The sequence below is a fragment of the Paraburkholderia sp. SIMBA_054 genome (assembly GCF_046534875.1).
GTDB lineage: Bacteria > Pseudomonadota > Gammaproteobacteria > Burkholderiales > Burkholderiaceae > Paraburkholderia > Paraburkholderia hospita.
The window spans coordinates 120,715-136,966 of record NZ_JAWRXV010000012.1 but is presented as its reverse complement, the minus strand read 5'-3'; the positions used below and the strand labels follow the sequence as shown (position 1 = coordinate 136,966).

9 protein-coding genes are annotated in these 16,252 nt (G+C 63.9%); 6 read left to right on the top strand and 3 right to left on the bottom strand.

Features of this window, described 5'->3' with window-relative positions; genetic code table 11:
- Nucleotides 1-23 precede the first annotated feature (23 nt).
- Nucleotides 24-2,108, bottom strand: a complete 2,085-nt coding sequence (locus SB822_RS16940; protein ID WP_090835188.1) for a 3-hydroxyacyl-CoA dehydrogenase NAD-binding domain-containing protein — start codon at nucleotides 2,106-2,108, stop codon at nucleotides 24-26.
- A gap of 182 nt (nucleotides 2,109-2,290) precedes the next feature.
- The gene (locus tag SB822_RS16935) at nucleotides 2,291-3,994 is read right to left on the bottom strand and encodes a 3-(methylthio)propionyl-CoA ligase (protein WP_090835190.1); all 1,704 of its coding nucleotides are present in this window, start codon (nucleotides 3,992-3,994) and stop codon (nucleotides 2,291-2,293) included.
- 158 nt (nucleotides 3,995-4,152) lie between these two features.
- On the opposite strand from SB822_RS16935, the gene SB822_RS16930 reads away from it, so the two are divergent.
- From SB822_RS16930 to SB822_RS16915, 4 genes are all read left to right on the top strand, one after another.
- The gene (locus tag SB822_RS16930) at nucleotides 4,153-5,709 is read left to right on the top strand and encodes a protein adenylyltransferase SelO (RefSeq protein ID WP_090835337.1); all 1,557 of its coding nucleotides are present in this window, start codon (nucleotides 4,153-4,155) and stop codon (nucleotides 5,707-5,709) included.
- A gap of 234 nt (nucleotides 5,710-5,943) precedes the next feature.
- Nucleotides 5,944-6,474, top strand: coding sequence for a septation protein A (locus SB822_RS16925; protein ID WP_007585925.1), 531 nt, complete (start codon nucleotides 5,944-5,946; stop codon nucleotides 6,472-6,474).
- Between the two features lies 1 nt (nucleotide 6,475).
- Nucleotides 6,476-6,790 carry a BolA family protein gene (locus tag SB822_RS16920; RefSeq protein WP_007746662.1) on the top strand — a complete coding sequence of 105 codons (315 nt, stop codon included), beginning with the start codon at nucleotides 6,476-6,478 and terminating at the stop codon, nucleotides 6,788-6,790.
- Nucleotides 6,791-6,800: 10 nt separating this feature from the next.
- On the top strand, nucleotides 6,801-7,580 hold the full coding sequence (locus tag SB822_RS16915) for a peptidylprolyl isomerase (protein WP_007585921.1): 780 nt from the start codon (nucleotides 6,801-6,803) through the stop codon (nucleotides 7,578-7,580).
- 999 nt (nucleotides 7,581-8,579) lie between these two features.
- Here SB822_RS16915 and purL read toward each other — a convergent pair.
- Nucleotides 8,580-12,659, bottom strand: coding sequence for a phosphoribosylformylglycinamidine synthase (gene purL / locus SB822_RS16910; protein WP_079499554.1), 4,080 nt, complete (start codon nucleotides 12,657-12,659; stop codon nucleotides 8,580-8,582).
- Nucleotides 12,660-13,117: 458 nt separating this feature from the next.
- Between purL and SB822_RS16905 the strand changes: the two genes are divergently transcribed.
- Nucleotides 13,118-14,419, top strand: coding sequence for an FAD-dependent oxidoreductase (locus tag SB822_RS16905; RefSeq protein WP_090835192.1), 1,302 nt, complete (start codon nucleotides 13,118-13,120; stop codon nucleotides 14,417-14,419).
- A gap of 107 nt (nucleotides 14,420-14,526) precedes the next feature.
- Complete coding sequence (locus tag SB822_RS16900) at nucleotides 14,527-16,104, top strand: NAD(P)H-hydrate dehydratase (protein WP_090835195.1); 1,578 nt, start codon at nucleotides 14,527-14,529, stop codon at nucleotides 16,102-16,104.
- Nucleotides 16,105-16,252 lie beyond the last annotated feature (148 nt).

The window sequence follows — 16,252 nt, the reverse complement described above, 5'->3', positions numbered from 1 at the left end:
TCGCGATGGCGGTGCGTGCGCGTTCAGCTAGTGAAGCCGCGTCCCTGCGCCGCGCGCTCGACGATGCCCGCTGCAATCTGCCAGGCGTCGCCGTTCGGTTGCGCCGCATAACGGCGGATCGCGCGCTCGACGTTGTAGAGGCCGACGGTGTCCGCGTACAGCATCGGGCCGCCGCGCCACAGCGGGAAGCCGTAGCCCGTCAGATACACCATGTCGATATCCGACGCCTTCGACGCGATGCCCTCTTCGAGAATCTTCGCGCCCTCGTTGACGAGCGCAAACACCAGACGCTCGACGATCTCATCGTCGGAAAGCTTGCGCCGTTCGACGCCGAGTTCCTTCGAATACGCGACGATCATCTCGTCGATCTGCTTCGACGGATACGCGTTGCGGTCGCCCGCCTTGTAGTCGTACCAGCCGCCGCCCGTCTTCTGCCCGAAGCGCCCCGTCTCGCACAGACGGTCGGCGATCTTCGAGTAATGCATGTCCGGGTGCTCCTGATAGCGCCGCTTGCGGATCGCCCAGCCGATATCGTTGCCTGCGAGGTCGCTCATGCGGAACGGGCCCATCGCGAAGCCGAACTTCTCGATCGCCTTGTCGACCTGCGCGGGCAGCGCGCCTTCTTCGAGCATGAAGAGCGCCTGGCGAATGTACTGCTCGATCATCCGGTTGCCGATGAAGCCGTCGCAGACTCCCGACACCACGGCCGTCTTTTTGATCTTCTTCGCAACCTTCATCACGGTGGCGAGCGCGTCTTTCGCCGTGTCCTTGCCGCGCACGACTTCGAGCAGCTTCATCACGTTGGCCGGGCTGAAGAAGTGCATGCCGACCACGTCCTGCGGACGCTTCGTGAACGCGGCGATCTTGTTCAGATCGAGCGTCGACGTGTTCGACGCGAGGATCGCGCCGGGCTTTGCGACTTCGTCGAGGCGCTTGAATACCTGCTCTTTGACGCCGAGTTCTTCGAATACGGCTTCGATGATGAGATCGGCGTCTTTGAGGTCGTCATACGAGAGCGTCGGCGTGATCGACGCCATGCGCTGCTCGAGCGCTTCCATCGTCAGCTTGCCCTTCTTGACGGTCGCCTCGTAGTTCTTGCGGATCGTCGCGATGCCGCGATCGAGCGCATCCTGCTTCGTTTCGAGCATCATGACGGGCAAGCCCGCATTGATGAAGTTCATCGCGATGCCGCCGCCCATCGTGCCCGCGCCGATCACGGCTACCTTTTTGATGTCGCGCACGGGCGTGTCGGACGGCACATCGGGAATCTTGCTTGCCGCGCGCTCGCCGAAGAATGCGTGGCGCAGCGCCTTGCTTTCGGGCGTTTGCACGAGCGCGAGGAAACATTCGCGCTCCACCTTCATGCCTTGCTCGAAGCCTTTGAGTACGCCCGCTTCGACTGCGTCGATGCACTTGTGCGGCGCGGGGAAGTTCTTCGCGATGGCCGCGACGCTATTGCGCGCGAACTGGATGAAGCCCGCCGCATTCGGATGCTCGATCTTGCGGTCGCGAATCTTCGGGTACGGACCGCTCTGCGCGCCGACCTTGCGCGCGAACGCGAGCGCGCCTTCCAGCAGATCGCCTTCGATCAGTGCATCGAAAATCGGCGTGCCCGCGAGCTTCTCGGACATCACGGGCGTGCCCGACACGATCATGTTGAGCGCAGCTTCCAGTCCAAGCGCGCGCGGCAGACGCTGCGTGCCGCCCGCGCCTGGCAGGATGCCGAGCTTCACTTCGGGCAGCGCGATCTGCGCGCCGGGCGCCGCCACGCGATAGTGCGCGCCGAGCGCAAGTTCCAGGCCGCCACCCATCGCGACGCTGTGGATCGCCGCGACCACAGGCTTCGCGCTGCCTTCGACGGCCTTGATGACCGTCATCAGCGTCGGTTCCTGCAGCGCTTTCGGTGTGTTGAATTCGGTAATGTCGGCGCCGCCCGAGAAGGCCTTGCCCGCGCCCGTCAGCACGATCGCCTTGATGGCGGGATCGCCCAGCGCGCGCTCGACGCCTTCGATGATGCCCGTGCGCGTCGACAGGCCGAGGCCATTGACGGGGGGATTATTCAGCGTGATGACGGCGACGCCGTCGTGTGTCGTGTAGTCCACTGCCATCTGCCTGCCTCCATGCGATGCGGACGCGCCTGATATGCGCAGCCCGGGTGGGAACACCCGGACCATTGTCCGCTGATTCGCTGTTCGTTTGCGATAGCAGGCAGAATACACAAAAAAGCACGCTCGTTCAATTTGAACTTCAATTTGAACGATACGTGCTGTGATAGGCGTAAACCCGAGGTCTACGACAGATCGGTTCTCGCGTGCCGGACGGCGTCCGCTTCTTCCTCGTCGAACGGGCAGTCTTCGATAGCGAGCGCTGACGGCAGTACGTGATCGCGGAAGCGCTCGCGCAGCTTGAGTTTTTGCAGCTTGCCCGTCGCCGTATGCGGCAGTTCGTCGACGAATACGACGTCGTCGGGAATCCACCATTTCGCGACTTTGCCTTCGTAGAACGCGAGCATCTCGTCGCGCGTCACGTCGGCGTCCGGCCGCTTCACGACGACGAGCAGCGGCCGCTCCGTCCACTTCGGATGCGAGCACGCGATGCACGCCGCCTCCGCTACCGCAGGATGCGCAATCGCGACGTTCTCGACGTCGATCGAACTGATCCACTCGCCGCCCGACTTGATCACGTCCTTGCTGCGGTCGGTAATGTTCAGGAAGCTGTCCTTGTCGATCGTCGCGACATCGCCCGTCGGGAACCAGCCATCGACGAGCGGCGACGCATCGCTGCGGAAGTACCGGTCGATCACCCACGGCCCGCGCACGTGCAGGTCGCCGAAGGCGACGCCGTCCCACGGCAGGTCGTGCCCGTCGTCGCCGACAATCTTCATGTCGACGCCGTACATCACGTGGCCCTGCTTTTCGCGCAGCTTGCGCTGCTCGTCGGGCGAGCGCTGCGACTGCTCCCATGTGAGCTTCGCGAGCGTGCCGAGCGGCGACATCTCCGTCATGCCCCACGCGTGAATCACCTCGACGCCGTAGACCTCCTGGAACATCTTGAGCATCGCGGGCGGACACGCGGAACCGCCGATCACCGTACGCTGCAGCGTCGAAAACCTCACGCCCGCTTCGCGCAAGTGGTTCAGCAAGCCGAGCCACACGGTCGGCACGCCCGCCGAATACGTGACGCGCTCCGCTTCCATCAACTCATACAGCGACTTGCCGTCGAGATCCTTGCCCGGGAACACGAGCTTCGCGCCCGTCAGCGGCGCGGAGTGCGGAATGCCCCATGCATTCACATGGAACATCGGCACGACGGGCAGCACGGAATCGCGCGCGGACAGGCCCATCGCATCGGGCAGCGACGCGCCGAACGCGTGCAGCACCGTTGAGCGATGCGAGTACAGCGCGCCCTTCGGATTGCCCGTCGTGCCCGACGTATAGCAAAGGTTGGATGCGCAACGTTCGTCGATTTCCGGCCAGTCGAACTCGCCGTCGTGCTGCGCGAGCAACGATTCATAGCTCGACGCGGCCGTCGACATGCGCGGCATGTGCGCTTCGTCCGTCATTGCGATCCAGCCGCGCACGTTCGGACACTGCGGCGCGAGCACATCGACGAGCGCGGCGAACGTGATGTCGAACAGCACGTAGCGGTCGTCGGCGTGATTGACGATATAGGCGATCTGATCGGGAAACAGGCGCGGATTGATCGTGTGGCACACGGCGCCGAAGCCCGTCGTGCCGTAGTACGTTTCCAGGTGCCGGTAGCCGTTCCATGCCAGCGTGCCGATCCGGTCGCCTGCTTCGACGCCAAGTGCGATCAGCGCCTGTGCGAGCTGCTTCGCGCGCTTCTCGCAATCGCGGTACGTGTAGCGATGCACGTCGCCCTCGATGCGCTTCGACACGATCTCCGTCGTGCCGAAATGGCGGGACGCATGCGCCAGCAGCGAGGAAACCGTCAGCGGCACGTCCATCATCTGTCCATAGAGCGGCGTCGTCATACGCGGGTGTCTCCCAGAGGTGTGATGTTGTGTTGTCTCGTGTTGTTATTCGACATCGATACGCGCTTCTCTATACGCTTCGATATGCGCTTCGGATGCGCGCGCTGCAGCGCGGCAGGCGCGGAATTACAATATCGGTTAATAAAGAGGCGCTCAATATGTCGTTTTCCCCATGCAATGCAGGGTTTTCGGGTTCCATGTCGACGGCCGCAGGCGCGATCGACAACCAGCGTGAAGGCAGCTTCGCCGCGCTCGGGAACGTCTTCCTGACTCGCCTGCCAGCGGCGCCGTTGCCGGCGCCGTATGTCGTCGGCTTTGCGCCCGATGTCGCGGCGATGCTCGGCTTCGATGCGTCGCTGGCGAGCGCGCCGGGCTTCGCCGAGTTCTTTTCGGGCAATACGACGCGGGATTGGCCGGCGGCTTCGTTGCCGTATGCGTCGGTGTATTCGGGGCATCAGTTCGGCGTGTGGGCAGGCCAGCTCGGCGACGGACGCGCGCTCACGCTCGGCGAAGTCGAGCACGATGGCAAACGCTTCGAGCTTCAACTGAAAGGCGCCGGGCGCACGCCCTATTCGCGCATGGGCGATGGACGCGCGGTGCTGCGCTCGTCGATCCGCGAATATCTGTGCTCGGAAGCGATGCATCACCTCGGCATTCCGACCACGCGCGCGCTCTGCGTGACGGGCTCCGATCAACCCGTGCGCCGCGAAGAGATGGAAACGGCCGCCGTCGTCACGCGCGTGTCGCCAAGCTTCGTGCGCTTCGGGCACTTCGAACATTTCTACGCGAACGATCGTGTCGATGCGCTGCGCGCGCTGGCCGATCAGGTGATCGACCGCTTCTATCCGTCGTGCCGCGACGCCGACGATCCGTATCTCGCGCTGCTGAACGAAGCCGTGCTGTCGACGGCCGATCTGGTCGCGCAATGGCAGGCGGTCGGTTTTTGCCATGGCGTGATGAACACGGACAACATGTCGATTCTCGGCCTGACGATCGACTATGGTCCGTTCGGCTTCATGGATGGCTTCGACGCGAATCACATCTGCAACCACTCGGACTCGCAAGGCCGTTACGCGTACCGGATGCAGCCGCAGATCGCGTACTGGAACCTGTTCTGTCTCGCGCAAGGTTTGCTTCCGCTGTTCGGCGAACGTTACGACGATGCGCAGCGCAGCGAGCGCGCGGTGCAGGACGCACAGCGCGTACTCGAAGGCTTCAAGGCGCGCTTTGCTCCCGCGCTCGAAGCGCGGATGCGCGCGAAGCTCGGCCTCGAAACCCAACGCGAAGGCGACGACGCGATCGCGAACAAACTGTTCGAGATCATGCATGCGAACCGCGCAGACTTCACGCTGACGTTCCGCAATCTGTCGAAACTGTCGAAGCACGACGCGAGCGGTGATACGAGCGTGCGCGACCTGTTTCTCGACCGCGCCGCGTTCGACGCCTGGGCGACCGACTATCGGGCGCGGCTGGTTCACGAGACACGCGACGACGCCGCCCGCGCCGAAGCGATGAACCGCGTGAATCCGAAATACGTGCTGCGCAATCACCTGGCCGAGGCGGCGATCCGCCAGGCGAAGGAAAAGGATTTCTCCGAAGTGGAACGCCTTGCGACCGTGCTGCGCCGCCCGTTCGACGAGCAACCCGACTATGAAGCCTATGCAGGACTGCCGCCCGACTGGGCGTCGTCGCTGGAAGTGAGCTGTTCGTCCTGAGCCGGCGGCCGTTCGCGCGTGGCCGCGTCGACGGGCTTCTACGACTGCATCAACCCGGCTGCGCTACAATTCGAGCCCAGATAGCGTCGCGTGCGGTCTGATCGTCATGCCGGCGTGGCCAGCGTTTTTCGGACGGATCGGACTGGCTCTCACCGCCATTGCGCCGATCTTATTCGAACCATTGCAGACAGCGCGCACGATGCGCACAACACTCTCCGGATTCCCAACCCGACAATGAAATTCCTGTTCGATCTGTTTCCGATCATCCTGTTCTTCGTCGCGTACAAGGTGTGGGGCATTTTCACGGCGACGGCCGTTGCGATCGCCGCCACGCTCGTCCAGATCGCGTGGGTCGCGTTCCGGCACCGCAAGGTCGACCCGATGCTGTGGGTGAGCCTCGGGGTCGTCACCGTGTTCGGCGGCGCGACGCTCGTGCTGCACAACGACACCTTCATTAAATGGAAGCCGACCGTGCTGTACTGGGCGTTCTCGGTGGCGCTGGTGGTGTCCGCGCTGGCGTTCAACAAGAACCTGATCGAAGCGATGATGGGCAAGCAGATCCAGTTGCCGCATCGCATCTGGGGCCAGCTCAACTACGTGTGGGCGATTTTTTTCGTGCTGCTCGGCATTCTCAATCTGTTCGTCGCGTTCAACTTTTCGACCGATGCGTGGGTGAACTTCAAGCTGTTTGGCGCGACGGGGTGCCTGGTCGTGTTTATCGTCGGGCAGAGTTTGTGGCTGTCGAAGTATATGAAGGAAGAGTGACATGAACGACGACGTTTTCCTGCACGCGAGTCCTGCCGAACGGCTCGCGCTGATCGAAGCGCGAGTCACAGCGGCGCTTGCGCCCGTCGACTCGATCACCGTGCGCGACGACAGCGCGCTGCATGCGGGTCATGCGGGCGCATCGGCGGGCGGTCACTACGCGGTGACGATCGTGGCCGCCGCCTTTGCTGGCAAGGCTCGCGTGGCGCGGCACCGCATGGTGTATGATGCGCTGGCCGATGCCATGCAGCGCGGCATTCACGCTCTCGCCATCACGGCTTACACGCCAGAAGAATTCAATTTGCTGTCCCGTTAGGAAACTTCCGATGACCTTGAAAAACACCCGCTACTGGGTCTTGCTGGCTGCATTTGCGGCCGCACCTGCATTCGCACAGAACATCGCCGTCGTGAACGGCACACCGATTCCGAAGTCGCGTGCCGATGCGCTGGTTGCCCAACTCGTGCAGCAGGGTCAACAGGATTCGCCGAAGCTGCAACAGGCCGTTCGTGAAGAACTCGTGAACCGTGAAATCCTGATGCAGGAAGCGATCCGCGAAGGCATTCCGTCGAAGCCGGACGTCAAGGCGCAGGTCGCGGTTGCGCAGCAGACTGTGGTGCTGCGTGCGTTGATCGAAAATTTCGTGAAGAAGAACCAGCCGACGGATGCCGAAGTGAAGGCGAAGTACGATGAACTGGTCAAGCAGATTGGCGGCAAGGAATATCACCTGCACCACATCCTCGTCGACAACGAGCAGCAGGCGAAGGATCTGATTGCGAAGATCAAGGCTGGCGCGAGCTTCGAAGACCTCGCGAAGCAGTTCTCGAAGGACCCGGGATCGGGCAAGAATGGTGGCGACCTCGACTGGTCGGATCCGAAGGCTTATGTGCCTGAGTTTGCCGCTGCCGCGGAGAAGCTGCAGAAAGGTCAGATGACGGATGCGCCGGTGCATACGCAGTTTGGGTGGCATATCATCCGCGTCGATGATGTGCGGCAGACGCCGCCGCCGCCGTTCGAGCAGGTTAAGGCTCAGATCGCGCAGCAGATGCAGCAAGAAAAGCTGCAGGCCTTTGAGGAGGACCTTCGGTCCAAGGCTAAGGTGCAGTAAGGGTTTTTTTGCGTGCGTCCGCACGGGAGGGCCGCCTTTGGGCGGCTTTTTGTTTTTGTGGGTCTTGGGTTTTTGCTGCGCGTGCTTTTGTTGGTGTGGTTTTGGTTTTGGTTTTGCGTCGGCATTTCGCGTTGGCGGCTCTTCGCGGCGCGGGCGGTTTGGTTGGGCTGGCCTTTGCGCTGGCATCCGAGGTTTGCCTTCGTGCTTCATGCGTTGCCGGTCGGTGTTTTTGGCCTTTGCGCTGGCATCCGCGTTTTGTTAGCTTGCTTCAAGCGTCGCCCCTGTGCGGGGCGGCACCTACTTTTCTTTGCCGCCGCAAAGAAAAGTAGGCAAAAGAAAGCGGCTCACACCGCCAGTTCTTGTGTTTGCTTGAGGGCCCCCAACCGGTCTTATGCTTCACACGACACCGCGTTCGTTCACGCGCGTTGCCAACGCTTTGAATAAACGCCTCACCCGCTTCACATTCTCATGCACTGGCTAGCGGCAGCGAATGATATGTGCCGCCCAGGTGGCAAACTGTGTGTAGGTTGTCGCGTCGTATAGCTTGGCGCTCATACATGGAGGTATTCACGCGCTATCGGTCCGGAGTGAGCTGTGTGTAGTGCTACGGCCTACACACAGTTTGCCACCTGGGCGGCAGAGGAATATCTGACACGGCATGCTGCAACGCGGGCGCATGAAGCGGGTGAGGCATCAATTCGGAGCGTTGGCAACAAACATGAGACACGTGATTGCCGTGTGAAGCGTGGGACCGGTTGGGGGCCCTCAGGCAGGAACAAGAATTAGCGGTGTGAGCCGCTTTCTTTTGCCTATTTTTCTTTGCGGCGGCAAAGAAAAGTAGGTGCCGCCCCGCACAGGGGCGACGCTTGAAGCAAGCTAACGAATCGCGGATGCCAGCGAAAAGGCCAAAAACACCGACCGGCAACGCCTAAAGTACAAAGCCAAACCGCGGACGCCAGCGAAGAAACAGAAACCCCAACGCCCGCGCAGGGCAAAACATCACCCAAGCCACTTCCGTGCATTCTGAAACACCCGCATCCACGGGCTGCCATCCGTAGCACTTTGCTTCCATGCATCCGGATGCCAGCTCATCTGCACATTGCGATGCACCCGCTCGGTGTGCGGCATCACCACAGTAAACCGCCCATCAGGCGTAGTGACAGAAGTAATCCCAGCCGGCGACCCATTCGGATTGAACGGATACTGTTCAGTCGACTGCCCACGATGATCGACATACTTCATCGCAACAGCCACACGCCCCATATCCCCCTGCTGCGAGAAGTCCGCAAAACCCTCGCCGTGCGCAACGGCAACAGGAATCCGCGAGCCTTCCATGCCGGCAAAGAAAATCGACGGCGACGACTGCACTTCGACCAGCGAGAAGCGCGCTTCGAATTTCTCCGACTTGTTGCGCGTGAACTTCGGCCACGCATCCGCGCCAGGAATCATCGACGCGAGACTGCTCATCATCTGACAGCCATTGCAGATCCCAAGCGCGAACGTGTCATTGCGACCAAAGAACGCAGCAAACATATCGGCAAGCTGCGCGTTGAAGCGAATCGTCTTCGCCCAGCCCTCACCCGCGCCCAGCACGTCACCGTATGAGAAACCGCCACACGCAACAGCACCCGCAAAATCAGCAAGCGTCGCGCGGCCGGACAGCAGGTCGCTCATGTGAACGTCGTGCGCATCGAAGCCGGCGCGGTCGAACGCATACGCCGTTTCGAGGTGCGAGTTCACGCCCTGCTCCCGCAAAATCGCGACGCGCGGACGCGCGCCCTTGCCGATGAACGGCGCAGCGACATCCTCGACGGGATCGAACGACAGATGCGGCTGGATGCCAGGGTCCGACGCGTCGAGCAACGCATCGAATTCCGCGTCGGCGCACGCGGGGTTGTCACGCAGACGCGAGATACGCCAGCTCACTTCGCTCCACGTGCGATGCAACTCGGCACGCGGCGCGTCGAAAATCTTCTTCGCGTCGCGGTAGATTTCGACCATGTCGCGCTCATTCGGCTTGCCGACCACATGCGAGCACGCCGACAGGCCATGTTCACGCAGTACCGCAAGCACCGCGTCGCGATCGCCGGCACGCACCTGGACCACCGCGCCGAGTTCTTCGTTGAAGAGCGCGCGGATCGTGCGGTCTTCGCGGCGACCACTGGTCTGCTTCGCCCAGTCCTTCGCGTCGCCGTAATCGAATTCGTGATTGGGGTCGAGCGTCAGCATGTCGACGTTCAGCGACACGCCCACGTGGCCCGCGAACGCCATTTCGCAAACGGTCGCCCACAGCCCGCCGTCCGAGCGGTCGTGGTACGCGAGCAGCTTGCCGTCCGCGTTGAGCGCCTGGATCGCCGCGAAGAAGCGCTTCAGATCTTCCGGATCGTCGACGTCAGGCACCGTGTCGCCGACCTGCTGCGTCACCTGCGCGAGAATACTGCCGCCAAGGCGATGCTTGCCACGACCCAGATCGATCGCGATCAGCACCGTCTCGCCCGCTTCCTTCAGGCTCAGCAGCTGCGGCGTCAGATGACGGCGCACGTCTTCGACGGGCGCAAATGCCGAGATGATCAGCGACACGGGCGCGACCACTTCCTTCTCGACGTCGCCGTCCGCCCACTTCGTGCGCATCGACAGCGAATCCTTGCCGACAGGAATACCGATACCGAGCGCCGGGCACAGTTCCATGCCGATCGCCTTCACCGTGTCGTACAGCGCCGCGTCTTCGCCCGGGCTGCCGCATGCCGCCATCCAGTTCGCCGACAGCTTCAGTTTGTCCAGCGACGCAATCGGCGCCGCCGCAATATTCGTCACCACTTCGCCGACGGCCATGCGCCCCGACGCGGGCGCGTCGATCACGGCGAGCGGCGTGCGCTCGGCCATCGTCATGGCTTCACCGCGGAAGCCCGCGTAATCGACCGTCGTGATCGCGCAGTCGGCGACAGGCACCTGCCACGGGCCGACCATCTGGTCGCGCGCCGTCGTGCCGCCCACCGAGCGGTCGCCGATCGTGATCAGGAACGACTTGCTTGCCACGGTCGGATGACGCAGCACGTTGACGGCCGCCTCGTGCAACGCGACGTGCGTGACGTCGACGGGCTGCAGCGGCGTCGATACGCGCGTCACGTCGCGGTGCATGCGCGGCGGCTTGCCGAGCAGGACTTCCATCGGCATGTCGACGGGCTGGTGCGCGCCCGCGTCCGTCAGGTCGGCGTCGATCAGCTTCAGCAGCCGCTCTTCGGTCGCCGTGCCGACGACCGCGAACGGGCAACGCTCGCGCTCGCAGATCGCCGCAAATTCTTCGAGGCGCGACGGCGGAATGGCCAGCACGTAACGCTCTTGCGCTTCATTCGACCAGATTTCGCGCGGCGACAGTCCGCTTTCTTCCAACTGGACCTTGCGCAGCTCGAACAGCGCACCCTTGTCCGCACCGTCGACGAGTTCCGGGAACGCATTCGACAAACCGCCCGCGCCGACGTCGTGGATGCTCAGGATCGGATTGCCCGCGCCGAGTTGCCAGCACGAGTTGATCACTTCCTGCGCGCGTCGCTCGATTTCCGGGTTGCCGCGCTGGACGGAGTCGAAGTCGAGTTCGGCTGTGTTCGTGCCCGTCGCCATCGAGCTCGCCGCGCCGCCACCCATGCCGATACGCATGCCGGGACCGCCGATCTGGATCAGCAGCGAGCCGGCGGGCAGATCGTGCTTGTGCGTGTGCTGGTCGGAGATGTTGCCGAGGCCGCCCGCGATCATGATCGGCTTGTGATAGCCGCGCACGCGGCCCGCAACGTTCTGCTCGTACGTGCGGAAGTAGCCGCCGAGGTTCGGACGGCCGAATTCGTTGTTGAACGCGGCGCCGCCGAGCGGCCCGTCGATCATGATCTGCAACGGCGACGCGATGCGGTCCGGGCGGCCGTACGTGTCGAACTGGTCGGCAGCGTTGCGATGACCGATAGGCTGCGTGGTGTCGCGGGCGTTTTCCCACGGCTCGCGCGCGTCGGGCAGATCGAGGTTCGACACCGTGAAACCCGTCAGACCCGCCTTCGGACGCGCGCCGCGGCCCGTCGCGCCTTCATCGCGGATTTCGCCGCCCGCGCCCGTTGCGGCGCCCGGGAACGGCGAGATGGCCGTCGGGTGGTTGTGCGTCTCCACCTTCATCAGCGTATGCGTCAATTCGGTGTGACGGCCATAGCGCTCGCCCGGCTCGCTGGCGTCGTCTGCCTTGCGCGGGAACCAGCGCTCGGCCATGCCGCCCACCATGATCGACGAGTTGTCCGAGTACGCGACGATCGTGCCTTGCGGGTTGAGCTTTTCGGTGTTGCGGATCATGTTGAACAGCGAGATGTCCTGCGCCTCGCCGTCGATCGTCCAGCTTGCGTTGAAGATCTTGTGGCGGCAGTGCTCGCTGTTGGCCTGCGCGAACATCATCAGTTCGACGTCGGTCGGATTGCGGCCGAGCTTCGTGAAGGCGTCGACGAGATAGTCGATTTCGTCCTCGGCGAGCGCCAGGCCCAGTTCCGTGTTCGCCTGCTCCAGCGCCTTGCGGCCGTCCGTCAGCACCGCGACCGTTTGCAGCGCCTTGGCGGGCAGTTCGTCGAACAGGTGCATCGCGTGATCGCGCGACGGCGCGACGCTTTCCGTCATCCGGTCATGCAGCGCCGCGACGACGGCGGCACGCGCCTCGTCCGACAGCGCCTTCTTGCCGCCGAGCAGCCCGCTTTTCAGCACGACCGTGTACTCGATGCCGCGCTCGATGCGCCGCACATGCGTCAAGCCGCAATGAAGCGCGATGTCCGTGGCCTTGCTCGCCCACGGCGACACGGTGCCAAAGCGCGGCACGACGAGGAAGGTTTCGACGGCACCCTTGTCCTTGCCGGCGTCGAACGGATCGCCGTAATGCATCAGCGCTTCGATCTTCGCGCTATCTTCCGCGGCAAGCGGCGTCTGCGAGTTCACGAAATGCAGATACTGGCCGCGCACGCCGACGATGTTGGTGTCGATGCGCGACAACGTGTCGAGCAGGCGGGTTTGACGGAAATCGGAGAGGGCCGAAGCGCCGGGGAAACACGAGAAGTGAGCCATGGACTTGACGTTGCGTCGATCGGTTGCGTCGCTGGGTGCCGCGCGCGATTGCTTTGGCAACCGCTCGGACAGTCGCGCGTGGAGGCGACGTGAGGCGTAAGGAAGTCCAGGATTATAACCCGGGAAGGCCCGGCAGACCTGCCCCACATGACGCTCCGCGCGCTTTGGCGGCGTGTCCCTGATGGCTGCATGCCTCGCCGGCAATACGCCGCGCCATTTTGAGATGCGTTTCTGGCCGTTCGTGGTAGGCGAATTGCGCGTTCCTTCTCGCCGCTTATCCCGCGCGTGCACCGCTGTCGAGCGATGCGTCCTGCGCCGAACGGCAGCGTGCCGAACGGGTCGTTTGACTGATATCATTCGGCCTTTCATCAGATCGGTGCAGCATCGGCTGTCGCGCTGCGCCGCATGTCACGTCATACGCCTGGCCCCACGCGAGCCGCCGGCAACACGAATTAACCATGGATGTCATTGTCATTGGCGGCGGGATCGTCGGCGTCGCCACCGCCTTTCAGCTTCGTGCGGCCGGTCATAGGGTGTGCGTCGTCGAACGGCACGCCACCGTCGCGCAAGGCGCCACTTACGGTCACGGCGGCACTTTGCTGCCCACCCCGCTCGATGCGTGGTTCGGCCCAACCTTCATGCAGCACCGCCAGGCAGCCAAAAGCGGGGTGATCAAGAAGGCGGGCTTCAACGGGCAGGTGCGCGATTTCGTCCGCACACTCTCGGTGCTCGCCGAACCCGAGGCGTTCCAGAAGCAGTTTTCGCTGCTGCGTCCGCTGATCGAATCGGCGCGCCAGTCGCTCGCCGACATCGAACATCACTTCAATCTGGAATTCGAGCAGTCGAAGGGGCAGCTTTATCTGGTGCGCAGCCAGCAGGACTGGGACCACACACATCCCGCGCTCGACCTGCTGCGCAAGTTCGAGGTGCCGCATCACGTGCTGAGCCCGCAGGAATGCCAGACCATCGAGCATTCGATTCCGCTCGAGCCGCATTTCGCGGGCGGTGTGCTGTTCGACGACGAAGGCACGGCGAACTGTCCGTTGTTCGCGAAGCTGATCAAGCAGACGCTCGATTCGCAAGGCGGCGTGCAGTTTCAATGCGGCCGCGAAGTGACGGGTATCCGCCTCGACAACCAGCGTGCGGCCGTCGAACTGGCGCCTGCCAACGGCGAATCGTCGCGCTCGCGTGAAGTCGATGTGATCAGCGCGGACGCCGTGGTCGTCGCCGCGGGCGTGGGCAGTCTCGCGCTGCTGGAGAAGCTCGGGCTGAATCTGCCGCTTCATCCGCTGCGTCTGCACAACCTCGTCGCGCCGATCGCCCGCGAGGAGTTCGCGCCCCATACGACAGTGATCGATGCCGTCAAGCGGATCACGATCACGCGCAGCAACCACCGGCTGCGCATTGCGGGCGGCGCGGTGCTGCAAAGCGCGAGCCAGACCCGGCTGCCGCTGCCGGAGCCGCTGACGAAGGAAGCGCTCGCGCTGCTTAGCCAGGCGACGCACGACTGGGTGCCGGGCTCGGCGCGCATTTCGGCCGCGCTGCCGTGGGAAGGCGTGAAGCTGCTGTCGCCGGACGGCCTGCCCGTCACGGGCAATGCGCTGCATCCGCGGCTCTTCGTGAACGCGGCGCACGGTCCCGTCGGCTGGGGCCTCGCATGCGGTTCGGGCAAGCTGATTGCGAGCCTGGTGTCCGGCGCACCGTCGGAATTGCCGGCTGACACGATCGCGGCGCTTCGCCCCGAACGCTTCAACGGATAACACCTTCTGGCACGGGACGGTCATTCGTCCTATGCCATTGCGCGTGCTGGCGACGGCACGCGCATTGCCACTACCATGGGCGTACCCTGTTGCTCTCGTACGCTGCCATGACCGATACCTCCCTGCCTTTCCTTCACGACGTTCTCGTCAAGCCGTATGACCGGCCGTTTCCGCTTCTGAGCGTCGCCGAACTGCGCGCGCTCGAAAAAAATGCCGAGGCGACGCTGCCCGCACACACGCTGATGGGCCGCGCCGGACGTGCGGGCGCGCGTTTTCTGCTCGAACGTATCGAACTCGACGGTACGACCAATCCGCACCAGCCGGTATGGCTCGTGGCCGGCCCCGGCAACAACGGCGGCGACGCGCTCGTCGTTGCGGCTGGACTGCATCGCGCCGGTATCACCGTCGAAGTTTGCATGCCCGTCGAAGTGAAGCCCGACGATGCCCGTTGGGCGCTGGCCGAAGCACGCGCGGCGGGCGTGCCGATCTCGAATGCCGTGCCGGACTCGTTCGACGATTACAGCTGGGTTGTCGACGGCATGTTCGGTATCGGGCTGGCACGGCCTCTGGACGGCGTGTTCGCGTCGATTGCCGGTCGTTTGTCCGCGCGTGCAAAGACGCGCGGCCGCGTGCTCGCGCTCGACGTGCCGAGCGGGCTGGACAGCGATACGGGCAATGTCGTCGAAGGCGGCGCCGCCGTTCGCGCGACGCACACCGTCACGTTCATTGGTGCGAAGCCGGGTCTTTACATGGCCTCGGGACGCGACCTTGCGGGCGATGTGACCGTCGCGCCCATCGGGCTCGAATGGCCTGACGAGCCGCAAGTCCGACTCAACGGGCCCGCCCTCTTCATTCCGCATTTCCCGCCGCGCGATTACTCGACGCACAAAGGCACGTTCGGCAGCATGGCCGTCGTGGGCGGCGATACAGGGATGTGCGGCGCGCCGATTCTCGCGGCGCGCGCGGCGCTGTACGCGGGCGCGGGCAAGGTCCACGTCGCGTTTCTCGGCGCGGGCAGCCCGCCCTACGACCCGCCTCATCCTGAACTGATGCTGCATCCGCTCGACGAACTGCCGCTCGCGGAGATGGACGCGCTGTCGATCGGCTGCGGAATGGGCAAGCGCGAGCGCGCTGTCAGCGTGCTGCGCGACGTGCTGCCGCTTGATGTGCCTAAGCTGCTCGACGCCGATGCGTTGAATCTCATCGCCGATCACGCCGATCTCGCCGCAGCCGTGAAGCAGCGCGGCGAGTCCGCGAACGATCCGTGCGTGCTGACGCCTCATCCGCTCGAAGCCGCGCGCCTGCTCGGCACCGACGCAAAGAGCGTGCAGCGCGACCGGCTGGAAGCGGCGCGCGCACTGGCCGCGCGTTACGCAAGCGTCATCGTGCTGAAAGGCACAGGCACGGTGATCGCGGCGCCGGACGGGCGCGTCGCCGTCAACCCGACGGGCAACGCGGCGCTCGCGACGGGCGGTACGGGCGACGTGCTCGGCGGCCTGATCGGCGCCTTGCTCGGACAAGGTCTTCCGCGCTACGAGGCAGCGCTCGCAGGCGTCTTTCTGCACGGTTTCGCCGCCGACGCGCTCACCGCACGCGGCAAAGGTCCGGCCGGCCTCACAGCGGGCGAGCTCGCGCCGATGGTGCGCAAGTTGTTGAACCGGCTCGTTTATCCGTTGCAGGATTGACGCCCTGCGCGTGCCACAGGAGCATCCCGCTATCTGGCGACGTGTCCCATCTATCCCGGCTGTCATCCTGGCCCGCTATACTGATTGACTGCGTCGTGCGGCCGTCCATCGGCCGCGACGCGAACCGCAGACGCCCGCTGACGGGGCA

Excerpts from the sequence above, each read along its gene's own strand:
- SB822_RS16940 (WP_090835188.1), bottom strand. The coding sequence starts at position 2,108 with ATGGCAGTGGACTACACGACACACGACGGCGTCGCCGTCATCACGCTG.
- SB822_RS16935 (WP_090835190.1), bottom strand. The coding sequence starts at position 3,994 with ATGACGACGCCGCTCTATGGACAGATGATGGACGTGCCGCTGACGGTT.
- SB822_RS16930 (WP_090835337.1), top strand. The coding sequence starts at position 4,153 with ATGTCGTTTTCCCCATGCAATGCAGGGTTTTCGGGTTCCATGTCGACG.
- SB822_RS16925 (WP_007585925.1), top strand. The coding sequence starts at position 5,944 with ATGAAATTCCTGTTCGATCTGTTTCCGATCATCCTGTTCTTCGTCGCG.
- SB822_RS16920 (WP_007746662.1), top strand. The coding sequence starts at position 6,476 with ATGAACGACGACGTTTTCCTGCACGCGAGTCCTGCCGAACGGCTCGCG.
- SB822_RS16915 (WP_007585921.1), top strand. The coding sequence starts at position 6,801 with ATGACCTTGAAAAACACCCGCTACTGGGTCTTGCTGGCTGCATTTGCG.
- purL (WP_079499554.1), bottom strand. The coding sequence starts at position 12,659 with ATGGCTCACTTCTCGTGTTTCCCCGGCGCTTCGGCCCTCTCCGATTTC.
- SB822_RS16905 (WP_090835192.1), top strand. The coding sequence starts at position 13,118 with ATGGATGTCATTGTCATTGGCGGCGGGATCGTCGGCGTCGCCACCGCC.
- SB822_RS16900 (WP_090835195.1), top strand. The coding sequence starts at position 14,527 with ATGACCGATACCTCCCTGCCTTTCCTTCACGACGTTCTCGTCAAGCCG.